The organism is Marinifilum flexuosum, assembly GCF_003610555.1.
GTDB classification, from domain to species: domain Bacteria; phylum Bacteroidota; class Bacteroidia; order Bacteroidales; family Marinifilaceae; genus Marinifilum; species Marinifilum flexuosum.
On the sequence record NZ_RAPQ01000008.1, the window covers coordinates 426,490 to 441,239 of the forward strand.

At 34.2% G+C, this 14,750-nt stretch carries 11 protein-coding genes and 2 tRNA genes; 3 read left to right on the plus strand and 10 right to left on the minus strand.

What is annotated here, in order from left to right:
• The coding region (locus BXY64_RS21280; RefSeq protein ID WP_170150549.1) for a lamin tail domain-containing protein at positions 1-1,738 on the plus strand (1,738 nt) is incomplete at its 5' end.
• A 201-nt stretch (positions 1,739-1,939) separates the two neighbouring features.
• Here the strand turns inward: BXY64_RS21280 and lpxK are convergent.
• Positions 1,940-3,067, minus strand: coding sequence for a tetraacyldisaccharide 4'-kinase (gene lpxK / locus BXY64_RS01845; protein WP_120238276.1), 1,128 nt, complete (start codon positions 3,065-3,067; stop codon positions 1,940-1,942).
• 224 nt (positions 3,068-3,291) lie between these two features.
• Positions 3,292-5,088, minus strand: coding sequence for a signal peptide peptidase SppA (sppA, locus tag BXY64_RS01850; protein WP_120238277.1), 1,797 nt, complete (start codon positions 5,086-5,088; stop codon positions 3,292-3,294).
• Positions 5,089-5,261: 173 nt separating this feature from the next.
• On the opposite strand from sppA, the gene folK reads away from it, so the two are divergent.
• The gene (folK, locus tag BXY64_RS01855) at positions 5,262-5,750 is read left to right on the plus strand and encodes a 2-amino-4-hydroxy-6-hydroxymethyldihydropteridine diphosphokinase (RefSeq protein ID WP_120239727.1); all 489 of its coding nucleotides are present in this window, start codon (positions 5,262-5,264) and stop codon (positions 5,748-5,750) included.
• 51 nt (positions 5,751-5,801) lie between these two features.
• On the opposite strand, the gene upp is transcribed toward folK, so the two are convergent.
• From upp to BXY64_RS01885, 6 genes are all read right to left on the minus strand, one after another.
• A complete protein-coding gene (gene upp, locus BXY64_RS01860) occupies positions 5,802-6,458 on the minus strand; it encodes a uracil phosphoribosyltransferase (RefSeq protein ID WP_120238278.1) in 657 nt (218 codons plus the stop codon).
• A 95-nt stretch (positions 6,459-6,553) separates the two neighbouring features.
• The gene (radC, locus tag BXY64_RS01865; RefSeq protein ID WP_120238279.1) at positions 6,554-7,249 is read right to left on the minus strand and encodes a RadC family protein; all 696 of its coding nucleotides are present in this window, start codon (positions 7,247-7,249) and stop codon (positions 6,554-6,556) included.
• Between the two features lie 122 nt (positions 7,250-7,371).
• Positions 7,372-7,623 carry a 30S ribosomal protein S20 gene (gene rpsT / locus BXY64_RS01870; protein ID WP_120238280.1) on the minus strand — a complete coding sequence of 84 codons (252 nt, stop codon included), beginning with the start codon at positions 7,621-7,623 and terminating at the stop codon, positions 7,372-7,374.
• A gap of 27 nt (positions 7,624-7,650) precedes the next feature.
• A tRNA-Glu gene (locus tag BXY64_RS01875) sits at positions 7,651-7,725 on the minus strand.
• A gap of 59 nt (positions 7,726-7,784) precedes the next feature.
• Positions 7,785-7,856: transfer RNA gene (locus tag BXY64_RS01880), tRNA-Glu, on the minus strand.
• 232 nt (positions 7,857-8,088) lie between these two features.
• Complete coding sequence (locus BXY64_RS01885; protein ID WP_120238281.1) at positions 8,089-9,030, minus strand: hydrogen peroxide-inducible genes activator; 942 nt, start codon at positions 9,028-9,030, stop codon at positions 8,089-8,091.
• Positions 9,031-9,519: 489 nt separating this feature from the next.
• Between BXY64_RS01885 and BXY64_RS01890 the strand changes: the two genes are divergently transcribed.
• Entirely contained in the window at positions 9,520-10,827 is a 1,308-nt protein-coding gene (locus tag BXY64_RS01890) for an acetyl-CoA hydrolase/transferase family protein (protein WP_120238282.1), read from the plus strand.
• Positions 10,828-10,889: 62 nt separating this feature from the next.
• On the opposite strand, the gene BXY64_RS01895 is transcribed toward BXY64_RS01890, so the two are convergent.
• Positions 10,890-13,196 carry a tetratricopeptide repeat-containing sensor histidine kinase gene (locus BXY64_RS01895; RefSeq protein ID WP_120238283.1) on the minus strand — a complete coding sequence of 769 codons (2,307 nt, stop codon included), beginning with the start codon at positions 13,194-13,196 and terminating at the stop codon, positions 10,890-10,892.
• Positions 13,197-13,276: 80 nt separating this feature from the next.
• The gene (locus BXY64_RS01900; protein ID WP_120238284.1) at positions 13,277-14,641 is read right to left on the minus strand and encodes a UDP-N-acetylmuramate--L-alanine ligase; all 1,365 of its coding nucleotides are present in this window, start codon (positions 14,639-14,641) and stop codon (positions 13,277-13,279) included.
• Between the last annotated feature and the right edge of the window lie 109 nt (positions 14,642-14,750).

The window sequence follows — 14,750 nt, forward strand, 5'->3', positions numbered from 1 at the left end:
AGATGCGGAACAAATACAGTTGCATGTTTCAGGAATATCTGATGAATGTGATAATGTACTAGATACCATTTTGAATTTTGTATATCACGAAGTACATGAATATGATATTGTCATCAACGAAATTATGGCAGATGAAAGTCCGAGTCTGGGATTACCAGAGTATGAATACCTCGAACTATACAATACCAAAAGTTATCCAATTTCAGTAGAAGGATGGAAGCTGCAGATTGGCAGTAAAGAGCTTTTGTTTTCTTCCGATACCATTCCAGCAAATTCTTATTTAATTCTTTGTTCTCATACCTCCAAAGAAGAATTTTTGGTTTATGGAGATGTCCATTCTTTATCCAGTTTCAGTAGCTTAACCAATTCAGGAAACAATTTAAGATTGTTGTCTGCCAAAGGGGAAACGGTAGATGAGATTGTTTATTCTGATACTTGGTATCAATCAGAAGGGAAAAGTAATGGAGGTTGGAGTTTAGAGCGAATTGATCCAATGAATTTTACTTGGCAAGAACCCAATTGGAAGGCATCTAATGCTACTGATGGAGGAACGCCAGGGAAACAAAATTCTGTATTTGCAGAGAATAAAGATCAGACTCTACCTCAAATTGAGAACTTAGAAGTTGTGAACACGAATACGGTGAGAATAACTTACTCTGAACCAATGCAAGAGTTAGAGGTGCTTCAAATATCAAATTATAAATTGGCACAAGGGAAGAACCTAATATTAGAGATTCACAAGCTTGAGGAGGTTAAAACAATAATCGAAATTGTATTTCAGGAACATTTGCTCGAGAATGCAAGGTTTAAATTAGAGATTTCTGAAAGAGTATCAGATTTGGCAGGTAATCCACTTAAAAGTAATCTTGTTGAATTTTGGATACCTACTTCAGCTCATCAGGGTGATATTGTAATTAATGAAATCTTATTTAATCCATTGGCAGGTGGTTCTGACTATGTAGAATTGTTCAATCGGACTCAAAATGTTTACGATTTATCCAAATTGTGCATTGGTAAAAAAGATGAGAATTATTTGCTAATAGATAGTGTTAAGTTGGCTAAGAAACAGATTCTATTGCATCCTGAGTCATACGGCTTGTTTACTGCTGATTCTTTGAATATTGCAGAAAATTATTACACATCAAATACTGCAGTTTTCCATCAAGTGAGTTTGCCAAATTATCCAGATAAAAATGGAAGGATAGTTTTATACACAAAAGATGAGCTCATTGATGATTTGGAGTATAACGAAGGTATGCATTTTGAATTGTTGGCAAGTAAGGAAGGTGTTGCATTAGAGCGTGTGAACCCAGATGAAGAAACCAATTTACATTCCAATTGGCAGTCGGCGGCACAAAATATTGGTTTTGGAACCCCTGGCATTAGAAACTCTGTTTATAGTGATATAGAGGAATCTGTAGAGGAGGTTAGCTTATCATCTAAAATATTTTCTCCCGATAATGATGGAATTGATGATCGTTTGTACATCAACTTTAATTTAAAAGATGATGGATTTGTAGCTAATATCAGAATATACAATGCATTGGGAAAGGAAATCAGGAAACTTGCCAGTAATTTGTATTTGGGAACTGATGATAGTGTGTATTGGGATGGATTGAATTCAAAAAGGGAAAGGTTGCCTATTGGAGTTTACCTTGTTTATATCGAAATGTTTAATCCGGATGGCGGCATGAAAACCTATAAGAAGACTTGTGTAATAGGAGGGAAACTGAAGTAATATGTAAGTATTATATTCATAAAAAAAAGAAACTCAATGCTTGATTATTTATGTTTGATTTTGTAACTTGATGAAGCATAGAGCATTTAAAAAGAAAATTTTATTTTGGCATAAGCCAAAGTGCTTTAGCAATAGCTGTTAATTAATGTAGTGGTTAATAAATGGTAGAGTAAAGGGGAATCTTTTAATTCCCCTTTTATTTTATATTGAATCTGTTTCGATATTGTGCAGGTTGCTTGAGCGCTTGTTTTTCTTGACGTAGTTTAAAATCTGATTGTCGAATTTCGACTTGTCCTCATTCAAAAACTTAATGCATAAAGGAACAAAGAATAGGTGTTTTTTTATGCTTTCTTGTTTGATTTCCATATCAAAAATTCGAGTAGCATCCTTTTCTGTGGTAATAATGATTTTATTTTCGCCAGTTAGTTCATCAAACCTTTTCTCAATAGCTTGAATATCTTTCTGATTGAACGCATGATGATCTGGAAAGTGCAATTCTTCAATTGTATTTGAAAAACCATCTAAATATTCTCGTAAAGGTTTAGGATTTGCAATTCCTGTTACCAAAAGAATTGAAAAGCTTTCCTTGTTCCAATCTTCATCACCAATTTTTACTGCATCTTTGCTAAATACGGGTTGAAGATTTCCATAATCTAAACATGTAAAATATAGTTTTTGATAAGGCAATATCTTTAGTTCCTTCACAATGATTCTTCTCTCAATTGGAGTCATATTAGCAGGAGTCTTACTCACAATAATGATATTTGCTCTTGATCTTTCTTCTGCACTTTCTCTCAAGCGCCCATATGGCATTATAAAATCGCGAGTAATTGGTCTGTTGTAGTCAATTAAAAGGATAGATAAGCCAGGTTTTATGTATCTGTGCTGGTATGCATCATCCAATAAAATCGCACTTAAATCATTGCCATGTTCACTGTTGAGTAGGTTTTTAACACCATTTACCCTTTTGCTATCAACCGAAACCAGTATGTCAGAAAACTTGCGTTTGATTTGCATAGGCTCATCACCAATCAGGTTTGCAGTGGAATTTTCGTCGGAAAGAATAAAACCTTTGCTTTTTCTTTTGTAACCACGACTTAGGGTAGCAAGCTTGTAATCATCTTTTAAAAGAGTGATAAGGTATTCAATATGAGGGGTTTTTCCAGTTCCTCCAACGGTGATGTTGCCAACCGAAATTATTGGAATCTTGAATTCGGTACTGCTTAGTATATTTAAATCGAAGAGCATATTGCGCATGGCCACAATTAATCCGTAAAGTAAACTAAATGGGAGTAGTAAAACTTTTAAAAAACGGGATAATGCTTTCATCGATTATAGTTTTAATCAGGTGTATAGAAACATCTCGTTCGAGATTGACTTGTAAATAGCAACAATTAATTCCATATTAAATTTACAGAAATATTTGTTAGCATTTAATAAGGAATTAAATATGACAATAATTTTTTATTTAGTTGATAAAAAATTGCTGAATCCTGAAATAAAAAAAATCCTCAAGAAATTGAGGATTTTTTATGCGATTGAATGAATGAAATTTAGTTCAATTCTATTTCGTATGGCAAGCGAGCCTGAATACCACCTAGATCTATAATGCTTTGAGCCTGATTGTAATATCTGTAAGTATCACCTAACTCAAATTTTAAGAATCGGGTTTTGGCTTCACCGGTAATATCGTTTATTAATTCCTGGATAGGGTCTTTTTGTTTAGGAAGAGAAACAATTCTATAGTCATCTTTCAAGCCTGCTTTTTCTTTTGCAATCTCAATCGCAGTTTCTAAACCTCCTAAAACATCAACCAAACCATTTTCTTTGGCATCAACAGCACTCCAAACTCTTCCTTGAGCCACTTCATGAATTTCTTCTTTCGATCGGTTTCTACCATCAGCAACTCTTGTTAGGAATGTATCATATCCTTCGTTAATGATATCCTGAAGAATTGCTTTTTCGGTTTTTGTGAATTTTCTTGAAGAAACCGGAACAACCATTAATGGATAACCTCCTCCAAAAGCTGAATGTTTGTTGGTTCCATATGAATCAGTTGTGAAACCAATTTTATTCTTAATCAATTCTTCTCCCGAGAAGAACAAGCCATAAATTCCAATTGATCCGGTAATGGTGTTTTTGTCAGCAACAATAGTATCTGCAGGACAAGCAATGTAATAACCACCTGATGCAGCAACGTTACCCATTGAAGCGATAACCGGTTTTTCTTGGGATGCCAATTCCACTTCTCTCCAAATAATATCAGAAACCAAAGCACTACCACCTGGCGAGTTTACACGCAATACAATGGCTTTAACGGTAGAATCTCTTCTTGCTTTACGAATCGTGTTAGCCAATTCCGGACCAATTGCGGTTTCGCTTTGCTCATTTCCAATGGCACCTGAAGCATAAACGACTGCAATTTTATTTTTCGAGAATTTTGCATTAGCATTCGGTGATTTTGCGTAATCAGAAACACTAATTTTTCGAAGTTTCTTGTCCTCTTTAATGTCAGTTAGTTGTCTAAGGATGGCATTCATTTCATCCTGGTAGACTACACCATCAATCAAGTTGTATTTTTTAGCATCGGCGGCCTTTTTAATGGCAAATGCGTCAATTAGTTCATTTAATCTATCAACCGAAATACCTCTTTCTTCCGAAATTCCTTTTAAAATCTGGTTCCAAATATCACCAACATAAGCCATGGTTTGTTCACGACTTTCGTCACTCATATCATCTCTGAAAAACTGTTCTGTTGCCGATTTGTATTTACCAACTCTTATAACCTGAGCTTCAACACCAATGTTTTTTAGAAATTTTTTGTAAAAAGTTCTTTCACCACCCATACCAAGAAGCATTATCATTGCTTCTGGATTTAAGTAAATACTATCTGAAACAGATGTTAGGTAGTAAGCTTTTTGTGAATATCCAAAATTGTTGTAGCTCACAATAAATTTACCGGTTTCTTTAAACTCCTTAAGTTTATTTCTGATTTCTTCGATAGAGGCAATTCCACCAAAGTTGGCAGAAATATCACTAACATTTAAATAGATACCTTTGATTTTTTCGTCGGTTTTTGCTTTCTCGATACTTTCTAAAATGCTTGTTAAACCGATGCTTGAGCTTCCGGTTCCAGGTAAATCTAATTCATCAAATGGATTATCTGCACCTCTATCAGCAAGCGATTTGTTTAGTTTAATTTCCAAAACACTTTTGTTTTTAACTGTTACTGCTTTATCAGCACTTGATGCGATACCAGCTATAATCATGATACCCAAAAACAAAAGAAGAAATCCACCTACAATAACTCCTAATATGGAGGCAAATGTAAATTTAAAGAAGCTTTTCATATTGATTTTCTTTTAATTGATTATTCTAATTTATAAGATGCAGATTTATGTAAATCCGCAGTATAACAAATATATCTAATTAAACTGACAGAAGTTTGAAATGAAGATTATTTTCGATGTATATTTTGTTTCGAAAGATTTCTTTGTTTCTTTTACCGATCAAATTAAAAAAGATGGCAAAAGTATACTTCTTAATAGGTGGGAATTTAGGTGATAGAGAGCAGATTCTGCAAAGTACAGTTGAAGCTTTGGGAAATGATGTTGGAAAAGTTCTGAACGTTTCGGCCATCTATGAAACCGAACCATGGGGATTCGAACATGAGCAGAGTTTTCTAAATCAGGTAGTGGTGGTAGAAAGCAATTTATTACCCGAGGCAGTTCTTGATCAGACTCAGAGAATTGAAAAAGATCTGGGGCGGGTACGAAAGAAAAATCGCTATAGTGAGAGAACCATTGATGTAGACATTTTGTTCTACGACGATTTAATTATCGATACTGAAAGGCTGGAGGTACCGCATCCAAGAATGGGAGAGAGGATGTTTGCTTTGGCTCCTTTAGCTGAAATTGCACCTGATTTTATTCATCCGCTAATGGATAAGAGTATCTTGGAAATGAAGAGCTCTTGCCCTGATACATCAGAGGTAAGTGTTTTCAAGGTATAAAAAAAAGGACTGTTATTAAAACAGTCCTTGAAATATTATCAAAAATATTGATTATCCCAGTTTAGCACCAAAAGCCAAATCTCCAGCATCACCACAACCAGGAACGATATATGATTTGGTGTTTAGTTCAGCATCAACCACTCCATTCCAAATGGTAGTATTTTCGGCTGGTAAATTATTCTTAATAAAATCAACACCTTCTTGGCTTGCAATTACAGAAACAATGTGTACATGTTTAGGAGTACCTTTGGTTAGCATTGCTTTGTATGCCAATTCCATTGATGATCCTGTTGCCAACATTGGATCGGCAAGAATAACCACTTTCCCATCGATAGAAGGAGATGAAATGTACTCGAAATTAATTTTAAATTTTCCATCTTCGGTATGCTTACGATATGCAGAAATAAAAGCATTTTCTGATCTGTCGAAGTAGTTTAATAAACCATTGTGCAAAGGAAGACCTGCTCTTAATATCGAAGCCACAACAACTTCATCCTTTGGAAGAGAAGCAATTGCAGTACCAAGTGGAGTTTCCACTGATTGATCTGCAAAATCTAAAGTTTTACTGATTTCGTAAGCGTATATCTCACCAACTCTTTCAAGGTTTCTTCTAAAGCGAAGAGGATCGTTTTGAACGTTAACGTCTCGGATTTCAGCTATAAATCGGTTAAAAAGGGAGTTGTTTTCTCCTAATGTATGGATCACCATGTTTTATTATTTAAAAATTAGCTGAGCGCAAATATAGCCATATTTCAATAATATTAAGGAAGGAAATGAAGGAAAAATTCGTAATCTAATTCATTCTAAATTAGTGCGTCATCGGCAAAACTATAGTAATCGTTTTCGCCAATTATTATATGATCTAATATCTCGATATTCATCAGTTTAGCAGCATCTTTCGATTTTGTTGTAATGTCTTTATCAGCTGCCGAAGGAGCCAAATTACCAGAAGGATGATTGTGGCAAAGAATAAGATTAACAGCTTCTAGTTGTAAAGCATCTTTTAGAACTAATCTGATATCGAAAACAGTGCCTGTAATTCCTCCGGAGGAAACGTTTTTGATTTCGATTACTTTGTTGGCTCTATTCATAAATAAAACCCAAAATTCTTCATGTCCTAAATTTTCTACAAAAGGGAAAAGAATTTCGAATGCATCGCGACTACAAGTAACTTTTTCTTTCTGTTTGCTTTGAAATGCTTTTTGTCTGCGACCAATCTCCAATGCGGCAATAATACCAATAGATTTTGCTTCTCCAATTCCTTTGATCTTCATTAAATCATGCATGGATTTTTTTGCCAGGATATTAAGGTCATTATTGCAATGGGAGAGTATCGATTTGGAAAGTTCGACAGCTGATTGATTGCGATTACCACTGCCGATAATAATGGCTAAAAGTTCTGCAGTAGATAAACTTTTAACTCCCTGGTACATTAATTTTTCTCTGGGGCGATCTTCAAGAGCCCAGTCTTTAATGCTTAGTTTATTATACTCATCCATGGTTTTGTTTATGTAAATACTTAACTAAAGTTATGAATTTACATAAACAAAACCAATATGAAATATGTATATACACAAAAAGGGTTCTCATTGAGAACCCTTTATAACAGAGTTATAGTGTCTTACAGCTTGTTAACGTGTGAAGCTAATTTAGATTTCAAGTTAGCAGCCTTGTTTTTATGAATTACATTAATCTTAGCAAGTTTGTCCAACATTGCAGTTACCTTTGGAAGTAATTCATTAGCAGCTTCCTTATCTGAAGTAGCACGTAACTTTCTTACAGCATTTCTTGCAGTCTTAGCGTAATACTTATTGTGTACTCTTCTTTTCTCAGACTGTCTGATTCTTTTAATTGCAGATTGATGATTTGCCATCTCTTAAAGTTATCTAAATTATTATCTTGGTAGTCCGTACGGGAATCGAACCCGTGTTACCAGAATGAAAATCTGGCGTCCTAACCCCTAGACGAACGGACCATTGGTTTATTAATGCGCAGCAAAGATAAATTAAAATTAAATTACTGCAAAATTCTTAGTAGTCCGTACGGGAATCGAACCCGTGTTACCAGAATGAAAATCTGGCGTCCTAACCCCTAGACGAACGGACCATCTAATTTTTCAGAGCTGCAAAGGTAAGTTATTTTTTTAAAACTGCAAACACTTTGCGAAAAAAAACTCTTTTTTTTGCTTCAGGAATGTTGAAGCGTTAGCCCCTTGTTTTTTCCTTTTGCGCTGCAAAGAAAGAGATAATTCTTTATTCCTGCAAAACTTTTTTTGAAAAAAAATCACACTTTTTTTCGGTGAAGAAACTAACTGCTTCGTTATAAGCTAAAAATAAATTTAGCGCCATTCAACAATTGTTCCTCTGTCGCTGCTTAAAAAGTTATTTGGGATGATATTTTTGATTTGATCAGCCAATAAATCCAACAATCTATTTTTTGTATAATGACGAGAATAAACCAAACTAACCTCTCTTAAAGGATGAATATTTGTGAATTTTTTCACCTGTTTAAGTTTTTCGTCAGGCATATATTGAGTGGCCAATTCTGGAATTAGTGTAAATCCTCCTTCACGATCAACAATTTTCATTAATGTTTCAAGAGAATTACTTTCAAATTCGAATGGCAATTCCTGATGTTGTAAATCATGCAACTCACAAAGATTGATTACCTGGTTTCTGAAGCAGTGACCATCACTAAGCATCCAAATTTCTGGAGTAGCAATATCTTTTACCTCAACTATAGGTTGTTTTAATAAAGGATGATCTTTGTGTGCGTATATCATCATTTCTTCATAGAAAAGATGTCTCTCTCGAATTTTATCATCTTTTGCGGGAGTAACAAAAATACCAACATCAATTTTATCTTTTTTAAGGCTTTTTACAATCTCCTCGGAAACCATTTCTTCTACCTCAACTTTTATCGAAGGATATTTTCTGATATAATCACCAATAAACATTGGAAGAAGAAAAGGAGCCAATGTTGGAATAATTCCAATTTTTAAATTTCCTTCTATAGTATTCTTGTGCTCTTTAATAATCTCATCAACTTTTTTGGTTTCGCTAAGAATAATTCGGGCTTGTTCAATAATGTTCAGGCCAACATCGGTTGGAATAATTGGTTGTTTGCTTCTGTCAAATATGGTAATATCTAAATACTCCTCCAATTTTTTTATTTGCATGCTTAAAGTTGGCTGAGTGATAAAACATTTTTCGGCAGCTGTTGCAAAATGACGATAGGTGTCAACAGCCACGATATATTCAAGTTGAGTGATCGTGATCATTAGGATTGTCGTTTTTTTAAATTCTCTCAAATATAAACATTATCTATAACACTATAAACAATATTGATTTGCTTGATGTAGAATTGCTTCGTATATTTGATATAGAAAACAAGGAAAACTATTTTTCACAAGTACTTACAACAAAAATAGTATACCTTATTAATAGGGTTAGTAAAAATAATAGTTTGATAGTTTTTGTTATTTAAGTTTTATTAGATGTTTGGGTTTTGCAGCCGGGAGTTTGGGTCTCCCGGCTTCTTTATTTAATATAGGTCTGTTTTAACCTCCTTCCGTTTTATATAGATTATAAAGTAATTTGTTAAAGTGAATTTTCTTTTGATCAAAATTTGCAAAGTCTTAATTATGAACTGATAGTGAAGATATGTTGTGTAGCACTCATGCTGAATAGCAGAAATTGCACTTAAAAAATATACTACTTTAGTCGGCGAATTAGAAAATTATAAACATCAATATAAAAACCGATTAGAGATGCATAAAGGGATTAAAACAGTTTCTTTTGAAGAAGCAGCAAAGGTAATTAAGTCTGGAGATAGAGTGCACTTGCACTCAGTGGCGTTGACACCTCATAAATTTATTAACGCAATGTGTGATCGTGGTCGTAATGGTGAAATTTACGATGTAACTATTCAGCATATTCACACAGAAGGACCAGCTCCTTATGCTGATCCTGAATTTGAAGGAATTTTTAATCTGGAATCATTATTTGTTGGGGCTAATGTAAGAAAGCAAACTCAAGCTGGTTATGCTGATTATATTCCTGTATTCTTGGGAGAAACTCAACAATTGATTCGTGAAGGAGTTTTAAATGTAAATGTTGCAGTTGTACAGGTAAGTACTCCTGATAAGCATGGTTATGTATCTTTAGGTACTTCTGTTGAGGCTAGTAAAGCAGCAGTTGAAGAAGCTGATACTGTAGTTGCAATCATCAATCCTAATGTACCTCGTGCTTTTGGTGATGCAATGATGCCATTATCAAACTTTGATATCTTCTGTGAAGATAACTCTCCACTTATCGAGCACCACAATGCTCCTTTATCAGAAATGGATATTGCAATTGGTAAGAATGTTGCAGAATTGATTCCTGATGGTGCTTGTTTGCAAATGGGTATTGGTGGTATTCCTAATGCTGTTTTGGCACAGTTAGGAAATCACAAAGACCTTGGTGTTCACACTGAAATGTTTGCTGATGGTCTTCTTCCATTAGTAGAAAGCGGTGTTGTTAACGGTAGAAACAAGAAATTGGATCCAGGTAAAATTGTTGCTGGTTTCTTGATGGGAACAAAAGAGCTTTATGATTTCGTAGATGATAACCCAGGAGTTTTAATGATGGATGTTGCTTACACTAACGGTGTTGGTATTATCAAGCAAAATCCTAAAGTATGTGCTATCAACTCTGCATTATCTATTGATATTACTGGTCAGGTTTGTGCCGACTCAATCGGAACCAAGCACTATTCAGGTGTAGGTGGTCAGATTGATTTTACTCGTGGTGCTGCAGCTTCTGAAGGTGGTGTGCCTATTATCGCGATGCCTTCTGTTACTGGTAAAGGGATCTCTAAAATTACTCCAACCTTATTAACTGGATCAGGTGTTGTAACTACTCGTAACAATATGAGATGGTTTGTAACTGAGCACGGTGCTGTTAACTTGTTTGGTAAGTCACTTCAGCAAAGAGCGAAAGCAATTATCTCTGTTGCTCACCCAGACTTTAGAGAAGAACTTGATAAGGCTGCATTCGAAAGATTCGGAAGTCACTATCACTTCGTTCGCAAATAAAAATTACTCGATATAGTAGTTTAAGATATATGAAGAGGTATCCATTTGGGTGCCTCTTTTTTTTATGCATTAGCTTTTGGCATGGATTCCAAAATTTTCTCAGATTTAGGAATTGTGATGTAAAAGCTACTTCCTTTTCCTTCTTCACTTTCAGCCCAGATTTTACCTCCGTTTTTTTCTACATACTCCTTGCAAAGTAAAAGACCAATTCCAGCTCCTTTTTCCTGTGCAGTACCAAGTGCAAGGTAATTATTATCCAACCTGAAAATTTTATTAAGGTTCGATTTGCTCATTCCAACTCCTTCGTCTGATATTTCGATCTCAACAAGATATTTTTTTTCTCGTGCTGAGAGTGTGATTTTTCCCTCTGAATAGGAGAATTTAATGGCATTTGAAATTAGATTCTTAAAAACTTCAGAAATGGCTGCAGAATCGGCATAAACCATGGATGTATTGTCCATATTAAAAATGAACTTCAGGTTCTTTTCAATAATAGGACCCGATAGTTTTTGAAGAATTCCATTGATAGATTCTCGTATATTAAAATATTTTGGAGAAAATGTGGTTTTACCTGCTTGCGATGCAGACCATAGTAAAATATTCTCTACCAATTCATTGGTATGAACAGATAAATCACGAATTCCGAAGGCCAGAGATTTTTGATAATTGATATCATTTTCTTCAAAGCTTTCGATCAATTTAGAACTAATATTTTTCAGATCGATGAATGGATCACGTAAATCTGTTGAAATGATATTGAAAATCTTATCTTTTGTTAAATTTAGATCTCTTAAAATAACATCCGACTCTTTTAATCGAGAATTGATATCTTCCAACTCTTTATTTTTATGAGTTAACGTTTCTGTTGTTTCTTTTCTAAGCTGAATGTTTTTATATGTGATATAACCAGTAATTGCAGATAAAATGATCAGAACAACAAACAGATAAATCAGAATGGTTTGCATCCTATTGTATTCCTTTAACCCTTTAATTTCTTCCTTTTTCTTAGAGATCTCATATTTGGCTTCGAATTCACTAATTCTGTCTTTGTCGTACTTATCAGCTATACTGTCATATTGTGTGGTAGAAAAGTTTCGGTAATATTCCAATGCTTTTTTGTAATCACCTTTGTTCGAAAAGTATTCAAAGAGATTTTCAGATGTAGATTTTTGAAGATTTCTGTCTTTTGAATAATTGGCATTTTCGTAGGCCGATTGAAGATACTTTAGGGCATCATCACTTTTATAGTAATTCATTAAAATTTCGCCGATACTATTGGATGAATAGGCAATTCCTTTTGTATTCCCTAATTTCTCATGCAGATTGAGAGCAATTTTATGGAACTCCTGACTCTTATCGAAATTGTTATAGCTTCTATACAAGTTTCCAATTAAAGAGTAAACATTAGCCTGCTCTTTTAAATCACCTGTTTCATCGTAAATTTTAAGCGATTCGTTATAGTGCTTCAATGAAAAATCAAGTTCATTCAAATCCTTGTATACGGTTCCGATGTTTTTTAGGGTAGCAGCAGTAAAACGTTTATTACCCAGTTTACGTCTAATTTTTAAGGATCTATTGTAAAAATTAAGTGATTCGTTAAAATTATTCAATCTCCAATATATTCCTCCGATATCATTTAAAGTGTAGGCGATAAGAGATTCATCGCCCAATTCTTCACGAATGTTTAGAGCCTTTTTGTAATAATCTAATGCCTTGTTGTACTTGTTTAAATTCTTGTACACATTACCAAGGTTATTCAATGATGAGGCAATATCCGATTTGTCGCCAAGTTTAGATCTGATTTCCAGGGATTTTAAATAATATTCCAACGCATTGGCATAGTCTTTATCAAGCCAATAAACACTTCCTATATTATTTAAGGTATAGGCTACTTCTTTTTCCGAACCTTCCTTTATCCGGATTTCCAATGATTTATTGAAATATTCAAGAGCTTCTTGGTGCTTGTTCAGAATTTTATGAATTTCTCCAATATTATTGTACGATGCAGATATAGCCAATTGATCGGATATTGTTTCGCGAATTTCCAAAGCTTGCAAATGACAATCTAAAGCCCTTCTGAAGTTGTTTACTCTTCGATACAGGTTTCCCAGATCATATAAAGCTGTTGCATGATTTGTTGGGGTATCCGAGGATAAAACAACAACTTCCTTCAGGTAATCTATGCTTTTGTCAATATTAACATCCAAATAGAGTTTTGATAATTCTTGCAGTAATACAACTCGTTGCTCACCTTCCGCTTTAGGCAATAATTCCTCAGCTTTCTGTATTTGATTTTGAGCATGTAAATTCACAAAAGCAAATGAAAGAAAAACTGAAATTAGAATGGTTAACCTGTGTATAGCAGACATGGTTTTATAACTGTTTAATCTGATTCATACTAAAAATAGTATTATTTTACTGACAGGCAAAACAATGTGTATTCATAGAGTCAGGTTTTGTTGACAATTTTTTCTGCCAATTCGGATAAATTGACTCCTGAAAAATTACCAGAGCTCATTAATAAAACATTGGTGTGTTTGAAATTTTGCTCTAATAAATCCTTAATAACCAAATCAGAATCAGTGTATACCGTTACATTATTTCCACCAAAAGCTTCTGCTACCTGATTTTTCGTTATTGGATCAAGTTTTTTGTGTTCAACCGTTTTGGGATTAAAATATACAATTGCTTTATCAGCCAGGCTCATGGTATTTTTATAATGAGGCAAAAATTCTTTTTTCAAGCTACTAAACGTGTGTAATTCCATGCAAGCAACCAATTTACGATTAGTAAACTGTTTCTTTACAGCCTCGGTAGTTGCTTTTAATTTGGATGGCGAGTGTGCAAAATCTTGAAAAACCGTGCATGAATTATTATCGGCTAACTTTTGTAAACGTTTGGCCGCTCCCGAAAAGTTTTGAATGGATGTGTAAAACTGCTTGTCACTCAATCCAGCTTTTTTACAAATGTGGTAAGCTCCCATAAGGTTTTGCAGGTTGTGCTCTCCAAATATTTCCAGAGGAACATCTCCGTTGTTTGTTTTAAGAATACTGCAGTTATCAATCACTTCAAAAGGATGTGAATTATAAGGAATGTATTCAATATCTTCTTTTTTCTTTTCAACAATTTTAGCAATGTGCTCATCACCATCAAAATATATTAATGATCCATTCTCTTGAATCATCTGTGTGAAAATTGCAAATTGCTCAACGTAGTTATCGAAAGTTGGAAAAACATTAATATGATCCCAGGCAATCCCGGTTAGCAGTGCAATGTCGGGATGATACAAATGAAATTTTGGTCTGCGATCGATAGGTGAGGAAAGATATTCATCGCCTTCAAAAATAGCAATTTTAGCATCTCTGCTTAGTTTAACCATGGTTTCAAATCCATCAATCTGAGCACCTACCATGTAATCAAAGTCAATGTTATTATCTTTCAAAACATGCATTACCATCGAGGTTGTTGTGGTTTTTCCATGACTACCACCAATTACAATTCTGGTTTTATCTTTAGTCTGTTCGTAAATGTATTCAGGATAAGAATAAATTTTTAATCCAAGTTCTTGTGCTTTTAACAATTCCGGATTGTCGATTCTTGCATGCATACCAAGAATTATCGCATCAATATCAGTTGTAAGTTTTTCTGGAAACCAACCCCATTCTTTAGGCAAGATTCCATATTTTTCCAATCTTGATTTTGATGGGTCAAAAATTTCATCATCTGAACCTGTGATTTCTAATCCTTTTTTATGTAGTGCGATTGCCAGATTGTGCATGGCGCTTCCACCAATTGCTATAAAGTGAACTTTCATTGATAATCTTTTATAAAATTGTATTTTTGAACCACAATAAGTAAGAGTACTTTAACGTGATATTACTCTTTCTTTTGCGAAAATTAAAGATACTAGAATAAAACAATAT